At 67.3% G+C, this 13,921-nt stretch carries 16 protein-coding genes; 4 read left to right on the top strand and 12 right to left on the bottom strand.

Features of this window, described 5'->3' with window-relative positions:
* Positions 1–72: 72 nt before the first annotated feature.
* From ACEN9N_RS04780 to ACEN9N_RS04765, 4 genes are all read right to left on the bottom strand, one after another.
* A complete protein-coding gene (locus ACEN9N_RS04780) occupies positions 73–1,008 on the bottom strand; it encodes a M14 family metallopeptidase (RefSeq protein WP_413314148.1) in 936 nt (311 codons plus the stop codon).
* 111 nt (positions 1,009–1,119) lie between these two features.
* Positions 1,120–2,091, bottom strand: coding sequence for an MBL fold metallo-hydrolase (locus ACEN9N_RS04775; RefSeq protein ID WP_495655458.1), 972 nt, complete (start codon positions 2,089–2,091; stop codon positions 1,120–1,122).
* A gap of 76 nt (positions 2,092–2,167) precedes the next feature.
* Positions 2,168–3,370 (bottom strand): ammonium transporter, encoded by a 1,203-nt coding sequence (locus ACEN9N_RS04770; RefSeq protein ID WP_495655457.1) that lies wholly within the window; start codon positions 3,368–3,370, stop codon positions 2,168–2,170.
* Between the two features lie 151 nt (positions 3,371–3,521).
* Positions 3,522–4,427 carry a LytTR family DNA-binding domain-containing protein gene (locus tag ACEN9N_RS04765; protein WP_413314145.1) on the bottom strand — a complete coding sequence of 302 codons (906 nt, stop codon included), beginning with the start codon at positions 4,425–4,427 and terminating at the stop codon, positions 3,522–3,524.
* A gap of 157 nt (positions 4,428–4,584) precedes the next feature.
* Here ACEN9N_RS04765 and ACEN9N_RS04760 point away from each other — a divergent pair, with 157 nt between their 5' ends.
* Complete coding sequence (locus ACEN9N_RS04760) at positions 4,585–5,805, top strand: acyltransferase family protein (RefSeq protein WP_495655456.1); 1,221 nt, start codon at positions 4,585–4,587, stop codon at positions 5,803–5,805.
* On the opposite strand, the gene ACEN9N_RS04755 is transcribed toward ACEN9N_RS04760, so the two are convergent.
* Together ACEN9N_RS04755 and ylqF are read right to left on the bottom strand one after the other, a co-directional pair.
* Entirely contained in the window at positions 5,735–6,169 is a 435-nt protein-coding gene (locus tag ACEN9N_RS04755) for a PaaI family thioesterase (RefSeq protein WP_007833850.1), read from the bottom strand. The two genes, ACEN9N_RS04760 and ACEN9N_RS04755, sit on opposite strands and share 71 nt — an antisense overlap.
* 166 nt (positions 6,170–6,335) lie before the next feature.
* Positions 6,336–7,298, bottom strand: coding sequence for a ribosome biogenesis GTPase YlqF (gene ylqF / locus ACEN9N_RS04750; RefSeq protein WP_495655455.1), 963 nt, complete (start codon positions 7,296–7,298; stop codon positions 6,336–6,338).
* Between the two features lie 206 nt (positions 7,299–7,504).
* Here ylqF and ACEN9N_RS04745 point away from each other — a divergent pair, with 206 nt between their 5' ends.
* The 3 genes from ACEN9N_RS04745 (at position 7,505) to ACEN9N_RS04735 (ending at position 9,177) form a co-directional block, all read left to right on the top strand.
* Entirely contained in the window at positions 7,505–8,119 is a 615-nt protein-coding gene (locus ACEN9N_RS04745) for a cell envelope protein SmpA (RefSeq protein ID WP_495655454.1), read from the top strand.
* Between the two features lie 145 nt (positions 8,120–8,264).
* Entirely contained in the window at positions 8,265–8,693 is a 429-nt protein-coding gene (locus ACEN9N_RS04740) for a CBS domain-containing protein (protein ID WP_495655453.1), read from the top strand.
* A gap of 124 nt (positions 8,694–8,817) precedes the next feature.
* The gene (locus tag ACEN9N_RS04735) at positions 8,818–9,177 is read left to right on the top strand and encodes an HPF/RaiA family ribosome-associated protein (protein ID WP_007833857.1); all 360 of its coding nucleotides are present in this window, start codon (positions 8,818–8,820) and stop codon (positions 9,175–9,177) included.
* Positions 9,178–9,183: 6 nt separating this feature from the next.
* Here the strand turns inward: ACEN9N_RS04735 and ACEN9N_RS04730 are convergent, their stop codons facing one another.
* The 6 genes from ACEN9N_RS04730 to ACEN9N_RS04705 form a co-directional block, all read right to left on the bottom strand.
* Complete coding sequence (locus tag ACEN9N_RS04730; RefSeq protein WP_495656351.1) at positions 9,184–9,624, bottom strand: MerR family transcriptional regulator; 441 nt, start codon at positions 9,622–9,624, stop codon at positions 9,184–9,186.
* A gap of 47 nt (positions 9,625–9,671) precedes the next feature.
* Positions 9,672–10,598: an SDR family NAD(P)-dependent oxidoreductase gene (locus ACEN9N_RS04725; RefSeq protein ID WP_413314140.1), complete on the bottom strand. Its 927-nt coding sequence runs from the start codon at positions 10,596–10,598 to the stop codon at positions 9,672–9,674.
* Positions 10,599–10,694: 96 nt separating this feature from the next.
* Positions 10,695–11,078: a response regulator gene (locus ACEN9N_RS04720; protein WP_056587832.1), complete on the bottom strand. Its 384-nt coding sequence runs from the start codon at positions 11,076–11,078 to the stop codon at positions 10,695–10,697.
* Between the two features lie 123 nt (positions 11,079–11,201).
* Positions 11,202–12,758, bottom strand: a complete 1,557-nt coding sequence (gene gshA, locus ACEN9N_RS04715) for a glutamate--cysteine ligase (RefSeq protein ID WP_042673437.1) — start codon at positions 12,756–12,758, stop codon at positions 11,202–11,204.
* A 152-nt stretch (positions 12,759–12,910) separates the two neighbouring features.
* Entirely contained in the window at positions 12,911–13,228 is a 318-nt protein-coding gene (locus ACEN9N_RS04710; RefSeq protein WP_413314138.1) for a putative quinol monooxygenase, read from the bottom strand.
* Positions 13,225–13,914, bottom strand: a complete 690-nt coding sequence (locus tag ACEN9N_RS04705; RefSeq protein ID WP_495655452.1) for an alpha/beta hydrolase — start codon at positions 13,912–13,914, stop codon at positions 13,225–13,227. The genes ACEN9N_RS04710 and ACEN9N_RS04705 overlap by 4 nt, the downstream gene beginning before the upstream one ends.
* Positions 13,915–13,921 lie beyond the last annotated feature (7 nt).

Raw genomic sequence — 13,921 nt, 5'->3', positions numbered from 1 at the left:
AGATGCCGTAGTGCGCAACCTCGAAGTGATCGGTGAAGCCGTGAAGCTATTGGAGACCTGGACCTCAGTGCCTCAGATCGGCTTGGTCAGATAAACCGCCTCCCGCCCGACGATCACGCGCTGCGCCGGCATGAAGATCGTGCAGTCGTCGCACAGCGCGCGAATTTCCTCGTCGCCGTTGGTCGCGATCAGTTCGCCCTTGGCGAAGGTCTCGAAGCCGATCAACGGTCGCACGAAGGCGAAGTCCGGCGACCTGATGACGTGCGTCTGCAGCAGCTGGAAGCGCCGTTGCGGCTCGGGCGCAGGCGCGGCCAGGTCCTTGTCGACGAGGCCGAAGTACGCGAGGAAGTCGTACGTGACGGCCGTCGCCAGTTCCGATGCCGAACGCAGAAAGTGCTGGCCGCACTCGACCACCATCGCCACGCCCTTGCCGTCCGGCCCGCCGTGGCTGCCGTACTGGATCAGCGGGGTGCCCGAGCCCAGCCCGTCGGGCATCACGAGGTGCACCGAGGGACGGCCGATGGCCAGCGCGACCTTGGCGTTGCGCTCGAACGCCGGGTAGACCCAGAACGGCACGACGGGCTGGCTGGTCGAGTGGATGTCGAGGATGTGGTCGGCCGCATCGACCACCGGGCGCAGGATGCGCGCACGGCTCAGCTCGGGGCTGTCTTCGCTGCCGTCCAGCCACTCGGGCGACCAGATGCGGTTGAGGTTGTGCACGAGCTGGCGGCTGTCGAAGGGGAGCGCCTCGTTGAAGGACTCGTACGCGGCCACGTTGGCAAAACTCACGGTAAGCGTGCCGATCTTCGGGCGCACGTTGTTGTCGAGCAGGTGCGTGGCCGCCGTCATGCCGCAGATCTCGTTGCCATGCGTCAGCGCGTTGATCAGCACGTGCGGGCCGGGCTTGCCGGACTCGAAGCGGTGCACGTAGTCGATGCCGACGTTGCCCTTGCGGTACGCAGAAAGGTCGCGGGGGAGGACTTCGAGGGCGGGGGGAGATTGGGTCATGGGGCGAATGATTAAGGCGAAGCGGTCGGCCAGTTTGCTACAGGACGCGCATTCGCGCCGAGGGCGCAGCAACACCGGGCCGCGCCGCTCGGGCTTCATCCATTCAGCCGGCTATCGCACCTGCTGGTAGTCCACCGGCACCCACACGTAGCCCTTGCCCTCGGCCCGCACGTGGCCCAGCCCCGGGAACGGCAGGTGCGCGCTGCCCACGAGGTAGCGCCCCTTGGCCGCGTCGGCGTACGCCTTCTTGCGCTCCACGGCGGCAGGCTTCGAGTCGACGTCGAACGAGATCGTGACCTGCGGCTGCGCGAACTGCACGGCGGCAACGTGCATCAGGTCGCCCCACAGCATCAGCTTCTGGCCCTTGGACTCGACGACGTAGATGTTGTGGCCCGGCGTGTGGCCATGGGCGGGCACGGCCCTGATGCCGGGCAGCAGGTCGGTGCCGCCCTTCATGCCTTTGAACTTACCAGCTTCCACGTACGGGTTCAGCGACGCCATCGCGCCCCGGAAGAAGTCCTTCATCTCGGCAGGGGCCTTCTCCAGGTTGGCCTTGCTCAGCCAGAAGTCGGCGTCTTCCTGCCCGGCGTGGATGGTGGCGTTGGGAAACACCAGCTTGCCGTCCTGCACGAGGCCTCCGACGTGGTCGCCGTGCATGTGGGTGATGAGCACGTCGTCGACCTGGTCGGGCTGGTAGCCCGCGGCCTTGAGGTTGGCCTGCAGGCTGCCGAGGGTGGGGCCGAACAGGCCGCCGGCGCCGGTGTCGACCAGCACCAGCTTGCTGCCGGTGTTGATGAGGTAGCCGTTCACCGAGGTGGGCACGGCATCCTTCTCGAAACCGCGATCGAGCAGCTTGCCGACCTGCGCCTGCGTGGTGTTGGTGAGCAGCTTCTTGGGTTCGAGGTCGAGAGTGCCGTCGAACAGCGCAGTCACCTCGAAGTCGCCGAGCATCATCCGGTAGAAGCCGGGCGCCTGGGTCTTGACCTGCGGGGCGCCGGCCTGCGCCGCGAACGAAAGCATCAACAGGCTGCCGGCCAGTGCGGCGATGCCGCGGCGCAGCCAGCGGGCGGGTGTTCTTGTCATGGGTTCTACTCCTCGGCGGTTGTAAGGGGCGCCGAGAATAGCCCAAGCAGGCCCATCCTGCTGCGATGGCTGGCGATTACCAGTTGACCTCGCGCTCCGGCGTGGCCGAGATGTGATGGATCGACAGGTCGGCGCCGTCGTACTCCTCCTCCTGCGACAGCCGCAGCCCCACCGAAGCCTTGAGCGCGCCATACACCGCCGCACCCGCCAGCGCGGCCCAGGCCACGCCGATGACGGTGCCGATGAGCTGCGCCCACACGTTCACCCCGCCGATGCCTCCCAGCGCCTGCGTGCCGAAGATGCCCGCCGCGATGCCGCCCCAGGTGCCGCACAGGCCGTGCAGCGGCCACACGCCGAGCACGTCGTCGATCTTCCATTTGTTCTGCACCAGCGTGAACATGTAGACGAAGATCGCGCCCGCCACGCCGCCCACCACCAGCGCGCCCAGCGGATGCATCAGGTCGGAGCCGGCGCACACGGCCACCAGGCCGGCGAGCGGGCCGTTGTAGACGAAGCCGGGGTCGTTTTTGCCCATGGCCAGCGCGACCAGCGTGCCGCCGACCATCGCCATCAGCGAGTTGACGGCCACGAGGCCCGAGATCTTGTCGATGCTCTGCGCGCTCATCACGTTGAAGCCGAACCAGCCCACGCACAGCACCCATGCACCGAGCGCGAGGAACGGGATGTTCGATGGCGGATGCGCGCTCAGCGAGCCGTCGCCCCTGTAGCGGTTGCGCCGCGCGCCCAGCAGCAGCACCGCCGGCAGCGCGAGCCAGCCGCCCACCGCGTGCACCACCACCGAGCCCGCGAAGTCATGGAACTCGTGGCCCGTGAGCGAGGCGATCCAGCCCTGGATGCCGAAGTGCTTGTTCCACGCGATGCCCTCGTACAGCGGGTAGACGAAGCCGACGATCACCGCAGTCGCGATCAGCTGCGGCCAGAACTTGGCGCGCTCGGCAATACCGCCCGAGATGATGGCCGGGATGGCTGCCGCGAAGGTGAGCAGGAAGAAGAACTTCACCAGCTCGTAGCCGCTCTTTTCCGCCAGCTCGCTGGCACCGACGAAGAAGTGCGTGCCGTAGGCCACGCCGTAACCCACGAGGAAATACACGATGGTCGACACCGAGAAGTCGACCAGGATCTTCACCAGCGCATTGACCTGGTTCTTCTTGCGTACGGTGCCCAGTTCGAGAAAGGCAAAACCGGCGTGCATGGCCAGGACCATGATGGCGCCGAGAAGGATGAACAGCGCATCTGCGCCCTGTTTGAGTGCGTCCATTGAAGCTTCTTGCTGATTTTTGATTCGAATTGGTGCGTCGCACCTGAATGACCTGGAGCGGTCGATCGATGAAGCAAAAATGGTGCCCGAAGGCTCTCCGATGGTGCGCAATGAACCAAAACGGACTTCCGCGAGCCCGCCACGCACCGGATCAGCCCGCACCGGCGCGCAACGCGTCCCGGTGGCGGCGGCTGCAGGGCACGGTGGTGCCGTCGTGCATGTGCAGCCGGGCATCGCCGCCGTCCAGCGGCTCGATTTCCTTGATGCGGCCCAGGTTCACCGCATGGCTTCGGTGCACCCGAACGAAGCGGACGGGGTCGAGTTGCGCCAGGAAGTCGGTCAGCGTGGCGCGCAGCAGGTAGTCATGGCCGTTGACGTGCAGGCCGACGTAGTTGCCCTCGGCCTGGAGCCAGTCGATGTCGGTGGCGGCGATGAGGAATTCGCGGCGCAGCTTGCGCACCAGGAAACGCTCGGGGCGCACGGGCGGCGACAAGGCTTCGGGCTCGGCGGGTGCGGCGCCCTTCTGTTCCGCCGGAGCCTCCGGCGCATCGAGCACCCGCGCCTCGCCCTGCAGCCGCAGCATGAACAGCCGGTAGGCCCAGATGCCGAAGACGATGCTTGCGTACACACGCACGTCCTTCAGGTACTCGTAGCCCCATTGGTCGATCCAGCCGCCGAATTCGTAGCGTTCGCCGGCCAACGCGTAGACGACTGCGCGCAACCCGAACATGCCCACCACGTGGACCACGCTGAACGCCACGCTCGCCACCGCATGCCAGGCCAGGAAGCGCACCCAGTGCCCGCGCACCAGCGGCGACAGCCGGCGCTCGACGGCGACCAGCGCCGGGATCAGCAGCAACAGCACCAGGTGGCTCGATCCTTCCCAGGTCGCGACCTCCCAGTTGGCGCGCGGCACGGCGCGCGCGCGCATGTCGACGATCGCGACCATCGTGCTGAACACGGCCTGCAGCGTCATCAACACGATCCAGAAGGCCACCTCCACGGGACGGCGGATCGGCTCGTAGCGCTCGTAGAGGTTCCTGCGTGGGTCTCCCATGGGGCGGGATTCTCCCGAAAACGGGCCTTTGGGGGCGGTGAATTTCGTCCCTCGAGACCACCGCTCGTCACAAAGCGGGGGGCATCCGTCCCCCGGATGCGCCGCGCGGGGAACACGGGCCCGAGCATCGCGGCTTCTTTGCTTCGAGGAGCTTGCGATGAACATCACCGCCGACCCGTCCGCCCATCGCCGCCACGACATCGACGCCCTGCGCGCGCTGGCCTTCCTGTTCGTCGTCCTCTATCACGTGGGCATGTACTACGTGGCCGACTGGCCCTGGCACCTGAAGAGCCCGCACGCGGCCGAATGGCTGCAGTGGCCGATGCGCGTCCTGAACCTCTGGCGCATGGACCTCGTCTTCCTGGTCTCGGGCGTGTCGCTCGGCTTCCTGAGCCGGGGCCAGGGCACCTGGGGCCTGCTGCGCAGCCGGGGTCTGCGGCTGATGCTGCCACTGGCCTTCGGCATGGCGGTGATCGTGCCGTACCAGGCCTATGCGCAGGGGGTGGCCAACGGGCTGGTCGCGCCGGGCTTCGGTGCCTTCGTGCTGCGCTACCTGTCGATGGCCGAACCGTGGCCGAAGCGGGCCTTCGACGGCGCGGAGTTCGGCATCACCTGGAACCACCTCTGGTACCTGCCCTATCTGTTCACCTACACGGCGCTGGTCGCGCTGACACTGCCGCTGTGGAATTCCGCCGCCGGCCAGTGGCTGCGACGCGGCTTCAACGGCCTGCGCGACTGGAAACTGCTGTTGCTGCCGGCCGTGCCGCTGCTCGTCTTCACCACGCTGCTGGCCTCGCGCTTTCCACCCACGCACAACCTTGTGCGCGACTTCCACCTGCACAGCCTGTATTTCACGATGTTCCTCTACGGCTACTGGATGGGCGTGGACACCGGCGTGTGGAGGGAACTGGAGCGGCTGCGCCGGGTGTCGCTCACGCTGGCGGTCGCGGTGATCGCCGCCTTCATCGCGCTGCGGGCCGGCGCGAAGGGCCCGGCGTCCGGCCTGCCGATGGACACGCTGCGCATGCTCTACCTGTGGCTGGCCGTCGCGGCCATCCTCGGCCATGCCCACCGCCACCTGAACCGCCCATGGCCCTGGCTTCGCTGGGCCAACGAGTCGGTGTACCCGTGGTACGTGCTGCACCAGACGCTGATCATCGCCGCCGCGAGCGCGCTGGCACCGCTTGCGCTCGGCCCGGTGCTGGAGCCCGCGCTGCTGGTGGCGCTCACGGTGCTCGGCAGCTGGGCGCTGACCGACGGTCTGATCCGCCGCGTGAACTGGCTTCGGCCGCTGTTCGGGCTGAAGCTCAGGCAGCCGGCTTCGCCGCAGCCTCTTCCACCGGAACCAGGATGGCGTTCCCCGTCGCCACGAGCTTGAGCGCATCGTCGCCTCCGCCTTCGGGTTGCGCATAAAGCTCGGACGCAACGAACACCTGCTTGCGCCCGGCCTTCGCCACACGCGCGCGTGCCACGAAGGCTTGACCCACGGCCGGTGACATGAAGTTCACCGAGAAGTGCGACGTCATCACGCGGCCGGCCAGCGAGGCGGCTGCGTAGCCGCTCACGGTATCGAGCAGTGCGGAGATCATCCCCGCGTGGAGGAAGCCGGCGTACTGCCCCATGTCTTCCTTGCGCCATTTCATGCGCAGCTCGGCCTCGCCGTTGCCGGCCTGGGTGGCCTCGATGCCGGCCCAGCGATTGAAGGATGCGGTTTCGTTGAGAGCCTTGAAGGTTTCGAGCATGGCGTGTCCTTTGCGGGGGCGGGTGTGAGAAGCGGTTCAGGCCACTCTACGAACCACGCAGGACAGGCGCCGTCACGCGCGTGACGGGCGGGGTAGTGAACAGTTGCATTGGCGACAGCGGCGCTCTTCGCGCCGGAGTGGCGAGTCTCGGGGCGTCGGGCGCCTCTCAGGCGTCCTGTTCGGGCGCGATCTCGGGCTTCGGCTTGCCCTTGTACTTGCGCGCGGCCTTCTTCGCCGCGCGCTCGGCATCGGCACGCTGGCCATCGGCCAGCCACAGCGCGAACTCTTCCGGCGTTTCGAGCGTGATGCGCCCCAGGTTGCCCGCGCGAAACTCGTGCATCACGATCTCCGCTGCCTTCTGAAGGTTGACGCGGCCCTTGCCCAGCAGCGCGCCGCGCTTGCGGCCGATGGTGTCGAGCAGCGCCTCGTCCTTCATGCCGGCCATGGTCTCGGTGTCGAGCTCCACGAGCTTGAAGCGCGCGGCCACGCCCGCGGCGTAGTGCGTCTTGAGGTAGTTGAGCAGCTCCAGCGCCACCTCTTCCTCGTCGAAGGCGTTGCGCCCCACCGCGCCGCTGGCCGCTAGGTTGTAACCGCTCTTGGGCACGATGATGCGCGGCCACAGCATGCCGGGCGTGTCCCACAGATAGAAGTCGTCGGCCAGCGTGATGCGCTGTTCGAGCTTGGTGATGCCGGCCTCGTCGCCGGTCTTGGCCTTGCGTCCGCCGGTGAGCGTGTTGATGAGGGTGGACTTGCCCACGTTGGGAATGCCGCAGATCAGCACGCGCATCGGCTTGGCCATGCCGCCGCGGTTCGGTGAAAGCTCATGGCAGGCCTTCACGAGTTGTTGCGCGGGCGTGGTCTGGCTCGCATCGAGCCCGATGGCGCGCGTGGCAGGCAGCGCGTTGTAGTGCGCCAGCCAGAGTGCGGTGCGCACGGGGTCGGCCAGGTCCTGCTTGTTGAGCACCTTCAGCGTGGGCCGTCCGGCCGTGAGCTCGGCCAGCATCGGGTTGGCGCTGGAACCGGGCAGGCGCGCATCGAGCAGTTCGATGACCACGTCGATGTCCTTCACCCGCTCGGTGATGGCCTTCTGGGTCGAATACATGTGACCGGGGAACCACTGGATCGCCATCGATGGCTCTTTCTTTCGCGCTGTCTGGGAATGGGTGGCCACCGAAAGGGGGCCGGGTGCGCATTGTGAACCGGGAACCTGAACGGGACCTTGTTGCTACGCTTTCGATAGCTGGATGCGGGCATTCTGCCTTCGCTTCGGGCCTGTTCGATCCTAGAATCCGCGCGCTGCCCGCGCAGCCACTCCAACAACTTCGAGGGAAATCCATGTTCAAGCGCCTTGCCGCTGCCGCCCTGATGGCAGCCATCGTCGTGCCCGCGACCGTCACCGTCGCCCATGCCCAGCGGCCTTCTCCTCCCCCCGGCCCCATGATCAACGGCTACCTGTGCTGCAACATGCGCACCTACGGCGACTCGATCAGCGACATCAACTACGACGAGCAGGGCACGAGCATCGTCGCGGTGGGCACGCCGGCGCGCATCACCGCGTACGACTTCCGCTGGTTCAACCTGGATCTGGCCGGCAAGCCGCAGCGCATCAAGAACGACTACAGCCGCAACATCCCGTTGCCTGCGTTCGCGCAGCGCTATGTGGTGACCGAAGACCCGAAGCAGAAGATGGCGGCCTTCCCGCCCGCCGTGCGCGACGCCATCCTCGCCGTGAAGGTGATGCCCGGCATGACGCGCGAGCAGGTGCTGATGGCCATCGGCTATCCGGTTGCCAGCGAGAACCCCAGCCTCGACGCACCGGTGTGGCGCTACTGGCGCGACAGCTGGTCGGAGTTCCAGGTGCAGTTCGACGAGAGGGGTCTCGTGAAGACGGTGGTGGGCGATCCCGTGGCGTTGAGCCGCGTCCTGGCCGCAGCGCCCGCCCAGCCTTAAGTCCTCTCGCATTGCGCGTGCGTTGCAAACACGCGCAATCCCCTAGGGGGTTTGCATCGCGGGGGCAGTCATCGCCCCTATGATTTGACCGAGTGCGGCGCCCGAGCGTCGGTCGAATCGAAACCCTTTGATGGAGTTACCCGCGATGAAACCCGTCTCCGAACTGCTCAAGCGCCATGGTTCCGCAGCATGGCGCACCTCCCCCGACACCAGCGTGTTCGATGCGCTGTCCACCCTGGCACGCTTCGAGGTGGGCGCGCTGATGGTGATGGACGGCGAGAAGCTGGTGGGCTTCCTGTCCGAACGCGACTACACCCGCAAGGTCGCCTTGCAGGGCAAGAACTCGAAGGAAGTGAAGGTACGCGACATCATGACGCCCGACGTGATGACCGTCACCCCGCAGACCCGCACGCGCGCCTGCATGACGCTGATGAGCCAGCGCAAGTTCCGCCACCTGCCGGTGGTCGACGGCGACAAGGTGATCGGCATGATCTCCATCCAGGACCTGATGGACGACATCATCTCGGACCACGAGGCCACCATCGAGCAGCTGACCACGTACATCCAGAGCTGAACCCCTGTTGCCCGCTTTGCGGACCCTGCCCGGCGCATGGGTAGGGAACAGGCCTACGCACGCCGGGGCACAGGGGGGCGCACAGTGGGTCTTCGTTCATCCATCTATCCAGCAGGAATATTGCATGCAGATCCAGGTCAACACGAGCAACGGCATCACGAACAAGGACGCGCTGGAGCGTTGGGCCGACACCGAGATCAAGCAGCACCTGAGCCGTTTCGTCGACGACGTGACGCGCGTCGAAGTGCACTTGAGCGACGAGAACCACGACAAGACCGGCGGCGGCGACAAGTGCTGCGTGATGGAGGCACGCCTGGCGCACCATCAGCCGCTGGCGGTGACGCAGCACGCTACCAGCCTCGACGAGGCCTTCCGCGGCGCGGCCGACAAGCTCAAGCGCTTGCTGGACAACACGCTGGGGCGCCTGCACAACCACCGCGACCGCGGCTCGATCCGCACGGACCCGGGCTTCATCGCCGAGTAGGTCCGCTCACCTGCCCTTGCGCTTCGGCGGCTTCGGGCCGGGCGTTTCGGCGGGAACGAGCGGCGGGCGGCGGCCGCTGGCCATCCATTCGTCGTAGAAGCCGATCTTGCGGTCGACCAGCGACAGCGCCCGCTTCCACTCGGCGATGGTCTGCGTCACGCGCTCCCGGTGCGCGGCGAGCATGTCGCGCCGCTGGCGCAGCGTGACCTTGCCCTGCACTGCCAGCGCGGTGTATTCGCGCATCTCGGCAATCGACATGCCGGTGCGGCGCAGGCGCTCCATCAGGTCGAGCCAGCCGACGTGCAGCTCGACGTAGAGGCGCCGGCCGCCCTCGTCGCGCGCCACGCCGGGCACCAAGCCCTGCGTCTCGTACCAGCGGATGGCGTGCACCGTGCGGCCGGTGCTTGGATTGAATGAACCGGCGATTCCGGAAAATCCATTGGAAATGCTCGGGTGCACTCGAGGTCAAGCGCCATGGACACCATGGGCGTCGATCAGCCCCTCTTCGCGTTCGCCATGCCCTTGGCGACTTCGTTCGCGCCCTGCGCGGTACCGCTCTGTGGCACGGCCTCGCCTTCGCGCTGCGTGACCTCCGACAGGCGCGCCGCCAGTTGCTCCGGCGTGTCGGCGTCAATGCCCAGCCAGACGCCCTGCGTCAGCGTGATGTGCGCGGCCTCGAAGGTGCCGGCGCCCGCGCACAGGATGGTGCGGTTGGGCGCATCCTGCGCGGCCAGCACCAGCATCGCGGGCACCACGGCCTCGGGGCGGAAGGCTTCGAGCATTTCCTTGGGGAACAGGTCCTCGGTCATGCGCGTGGCGGCGGTGGGCGCCAGGCAGTTCACGCGGATGTCGTTCTTCGCGCCTTCGATGCTCAAGGTCTGCATCAGGCCCACCAGCGCGAGCTTGGCCGCGCCGTAGTTGCTCTGGCCGAAGTTGCCGTACAGGCCCGACGACGAGGTGGTCATCACGATGCGGCCGTACTTCTGCTCGTTCATGAGCGCCCAGACGGCCTTGGTGCAGTTCACTGCGCCCATCAGGTGCACGTCGACCACCAGCTTGAAATCGGCCAGCTCCATCTTGGCGAAGCTCTTGTCGCGCAGGATGCCGGCGTTGTTGACCAGGATGTCGACGCGGCCCCAGGCATCGACCGCCTGCTGGACCATGGCCTGCACCGCCTCGAAGTCCGTGACGGACGCGCCGTTGGCAATAGCTTCGCCGCCCGCGGCCTTGATCTCGTCGACCACCGCCTGCGCGGCACTCACCGAACCGCCGGAGCCATCGCGCGCGCCGCCCAGGTCGTTGACCACTACCTTCGCGCCGCGCGCGGCCAGCGCCAGCGCGTGCTGGCGGCCGAGGCCGCCGCCCGCGCCGGTCACGATGGCCACGCGGCCCTTGAAGTCGATGCTGCTGTTGTTGCTCATTTCTCTCTGTCGCTTTCCTGGGAGTTGCTCGGCGCCGCCTCGGGCGGCAGCGTGGCGTTTTACCCCAGAAGGCGTACGACCCCAGTCGTGCGCGCGTCACCCGGGGGAGCGCACCTTCTCGCAGAAGGCCACCAGCTGGTCGAGTTCGGCCGATTTGTCGAAGAAGGCATCGGCGCCCAGCGCGCGCGAACGCTCGCGCATGTCGGCGGTGGCGTAGTTGCTGAGCACGACCACCTTCTGGTGCGGCGCCCGGTGACGGCAGGCGCGAATCACGCCGAACCCGTTGCCGCGCTGGAGGAACAGGTCGATGATGGTCAGGTCCCAGTCGTCCTTGGAGGCGTGCAGGCGCAGCCAGTCGATGGCCTCCTGCTCGGTGCTCGCGGAAGCCACGACTTGTGCCTCGGCCACGTCTTCCAGAAAACCGGCCAGGTTCTCCCGGATCACCGGACTGTCTTCGACGAGATATGCCTTGAACCGCATGGCGGCCATCTTCGCCCCGGCCCGTTTGCACGCGGTGGGCAATGCGGGTCAATGCCTGTAGGTCATCCGCCACCCCCCCTGTCGTCAAGCGAAGGGGCTCGAAACGAAGACTGAACCAAAGTCCTAAGCGGCGACGGCCATGCGGCCGCGTGACACGCCCAGGCGCGCGGGCGAGACGTACTGCTCGCGATAAATTTCGAAGGGCATGGTGTCGGCCGCCTCGATGCGCTTCTGCTCCTGCAGCGACTCGGCCGTCATCTGCTCGAATTCGGCCTGCTGCGCGGCCGGGAACGGCAGCCCCAGCAGCGTGGCGCGGGTCTGCTCGGACTGGGCGCGCACGAAGCCGATGAAGGAGTTGCCATGGTCTTTCTCGACGGCTGCGAGCACGCGGGCCGAGGGCAGGCTGTCGGGGTTGTGCAGCGCGGCCCTGGCGGCGCGCACCGCGTCGGCATGCGCCGTGCCGCCCTGCGCCGCGTCGAGCGCGGCGGCGATGGGCTGGCACTGCTCGACCAGCTCCAGGCCCCAGTCGGCCAGCGCCACCTCGCGCCCGCCGCGCAGCAGCTTCAGGCCCGGCTCGCGGCCGCGCGCGGCCGTGAGGTGCTGGTTCTGCGCGAGCTCGGCGATTTCCTGCGGCGTGTCGTTGGGGCTGTCGCTCAACAGGCAGTGCAGCAGGAACACGTCGATGAAGCGCATGGTCTGCGCGTTGATGCCGACGGTCTCGAAGGGGTCGAGGTCCATCAGGCGCACCTCGACGTACTCCACGCCGCGCTCGCGCAGCGCATGCAGCGGGCGCTCGCCGGGGTTGATCACGCGCTTGGGGCGGATGGTGCCGTAGAACTCGTTCTCGATCTGCAGCAGGCTGGTGCCGAGCTGGTTGTAGTCGCCGCCGAGGTTGCGGATGCCGATGGCTTCGTACGCCGGCCACGGGCGCGTGAGCGCGTCCTGCAGCGAGGCGGCGTAGCCCTCGAGGCTGTTGTAGCTCACGGCCAGCGAGGCCTGCGCGTCGCTCTGGTAGCCCAGGCGGCCCATGCGCAGCGAGGTGCCGTGCGGCATGAACATGCTGCCGTCGCCCAGCGGCTGCAGCTCGTGCGGACGGCCCGCCACGAAGCTCGAACACAGGGCCGGCGAGGCGCCGAACAGGTACAGCAGCAAAAAGGCCTGGCGGCGGAAATTGCGGATCAGCGCAAAGTACTGTTCGCTCGACACGTCGGGCAGCGACCAGTTGTAGTGGATGCCCGAGATGGTCTGCATGCGCCGGCCGTAACGGTGGCTCAGGCCCATGCGGTAGACGCTCTTGGCGCGGCCCACGTTCGAGGAGCCGTAGCGGCCGATCGGAATCGTCTCGTCGGTCGGCAGGCCGCAGGGCATGCTCGAGACCCAGAGACGCTCGTCGCCGAGCTGGTCGAGCACGCGGTAGGTGAACTGGTGAACCCGCGTCAGTTCCTCGAGCGCCGATTCGACGCCCGCATGCACGCCCGTGATGAGTTCGAGCTGCGATTCGCTGAAGTCGGTGGTGATGTGCGGATGCGTGAGCGCCGAGCCCAGGGCGATCGGATGCGGCGTCAGCGCGAGCTTGCCGTCGGGCAGCGCGCGCAGGCTTTCCTTCTCGATGCCACGCCGCATGCCCTTCAGTCGTGCGGCTGAAAGTGCAACCAGCCTCTCCTGCAATCTGTTGCTCATATTGTTATACCCATCAATCTTCTGAGGGGCTGGAAGGTAGCACGGGCGCGCGGGCATTGCTCGTGCAGGGAATCCCTCGCCCCGCTACCCTGTCGCTCGCTATGTTTTTGATAGCTTTCTGCATAGGCCGCGCTTCGGATGGCGCACGAAGCTCAGGCCCTGGCGCGGCCCGCCGACAGGTCGATCTCGCTCGACTCGTAGACGTGCATCTCCGGCGTGCCGTCGGCCATGGCCGCGAGCGCCTTGCCGAAAGCCCGCGAGGCATCCACGCGGAAGTGCGCCTGCAGCGCGGCCATGTCGCTCCACCGCTCCACGAAAGTCAGGCGCAGCGGCTCCTGCACGTCGGTCGAGACCTCGTGCGAGATGCAGCCGGGCTCGGCACGCGAGCGCAGCACGTGCTCGGTGCTGATGGCGAGCATCGCCTGCAGGGTGTCGGGCTTTGCCAAGGCGTGTCCGATGACCAGAATCATTTTGTTGCCTCCTTCGACCAGGTTCGGCCGAGCACCCGCAGCAGGAAGCTGTTGAGGTCGGCGATTTCTTCCATGCACACCGAGTGCGCCATCGTGTATTCGTGCCACTCGACGGCATGGCCCAGAGCGGCCAGCGCGTCGCGCGAGCGCATCGCGGCGGCCAGGGGCACCACGGGGTCCTGCCGGCCATGGGCGAGGAACACGGGCGTTTCGTGGTTGGCGGCGTGCCGTTCGGCCGCCGTGGTGGCCGCGATCGGCAGGTAGCCGGAGAGGCCGACGATGCCGGCCAGGCGCTCGGTGTGGCGCAGGCCCGTCATGAGCGCCATCGCGCAGCCTTGCGAGAAGCCGGCTACCACGATGCGGCTGGCGGCGATGCCGCGGGCCTTTTCATTCGAGATGATCGCTTCGATGGTCGCCTGCGAGCGGCGCAGGCCGGCCTCGTCCTCCTGCGCCGCCAGGTCGGGCAAGGCGATGTCGTACCAGGCCGGCATCCGGTAGCCGCCGTTGATGGTCACGGGCATGACCGGCGCATTGGGGAACACGAAGCGCACCGGGCCCACGGGCGAGAGGTCGAGTTCGTTGGCGATGGGCACGAAATCGTTGCCGTCGGCGCCGAGGCCATGCATCACGATCACCGTGGCGGTGGGATTGGGGGCGGTTTCGATCTCGATGGGAGGACGGGACATGGTCGGA

The sequence above is a fragment of the Variovorax sp. Varisp46 genome, assembly GCF_059491885.1.
The sequence above is the reverse complement of the archived record's forward strand: the minus strand, read 5'-3'. Positions and strand labels throughout refer to the sequence as shown.

Bases quoted from the DNA above. Each gene is read 5' to 3' on its own strand.
- ACEN9N_RS04760 (WP_495655456.1), top strand. From the start codon at position 4,585: ATGAACATCACCGCCGACCCGTCCGCCCATCGCCGCCACGACATCGAC.
- ACEN9N_RS04735 (WP_007833857.1), top strand. From the start codon at position 8,818: ATGCAGATCCAGGTCAACACGAGCAACGGCATCACGAACAAGGACGCG.
- ACEN9N_RS04745 (WP_495655454.1), top strand. From the start codon at position 7,505: ATGTTCAAGCGCCTTGCCGCTGCCGCCCTGATGGCAGCCATCGTCGTG.
- ACEN9N_RS04775 (WP_495655458.1), bottom strand. From the start codon at position 2,091: ATGACAAGAACACCCGCCCGCTGGCTGCGCCGCGGCATCGCCGCACTG.
- ylqF (WP_495655455.1), bottom strand. From the start codon at position 7,298: ATGGCGATCCAGTGGTTCCCCGGTCACATGTATTCGACCCAGAAGGCC.
- ACEN9N_RS04720 (WP_056587832.1), bottom strand. From the start codon at position 11,078: ATGCGGTTCAAGGCATATCTCGTCGAAGACAGTCCGGTGATCCGGGAG.
- ACEN9N_RS04780 (WP_413314148.1), bottom strand. From the start codon at position 1,008: ATGACCCAATCTCCCCCCGCCCTCGAAGTCCTCCCCCGCGACCTTTCT.
- ACEN9N_RS04725 (WP_413314140.1), bottom strand. From the start codon at position 10,598: ATGAGCAACAACAGCAGCATCGACTTCAAGGGCCGCGTGGCCATCGTG.
- ACEN9N_RS04705 (WP_495655452.1), bottom strand. From the start codon at position 13,914: ATGTCCCGTCCTCCCATCGAGATCGAAACCGCCCCCAATCCCACCGCC.
- gshA (WP_042673437.1), bottom strand. From the start codon at position 12,758: ATGAGCAACAGATTGCAGGAGAGGCTGGTTGCACTTTCAGCCGCACGA.
- ACEN9N_RS04710 (WP_413314138.1), bottom strand. From the start codon at position 13,228: ATGATTCTGGTCATCGGACACGCCTTGGCAAAGCCCGACACCCTGCAG.
- ACEN9N_RS04765 (WP_413314145.1), bottom strand. From the start codon at position 4,427: ATGGGAGACCCACGCAGGAACCTCTACGAGCGCTACGAGCCGATCCGC.
- ACEN9N_RS04740 (WP_495655453.1), top strand. From the start codon at position 8,265: ATGAAACCCGTCTCCGAACTGCTCAAGCGCCATGGTTCCGCAGCATGG.
- ACEN9N_RS04755 (WP_007833850.1), bottom strand. From the start codon at position 6,169: ATGCTCGAAACCTTCAAGGCTCTCAACGAAACCGCATCCTTCAATCGC.
- ACEN9N_RS04770 (WP_495655457.1), bottom strand. From the start codon at position 3,370: ATGGACGCACTCAAACAGGGCGCAGATGCGCTGTTCATCCTTCTCGGC.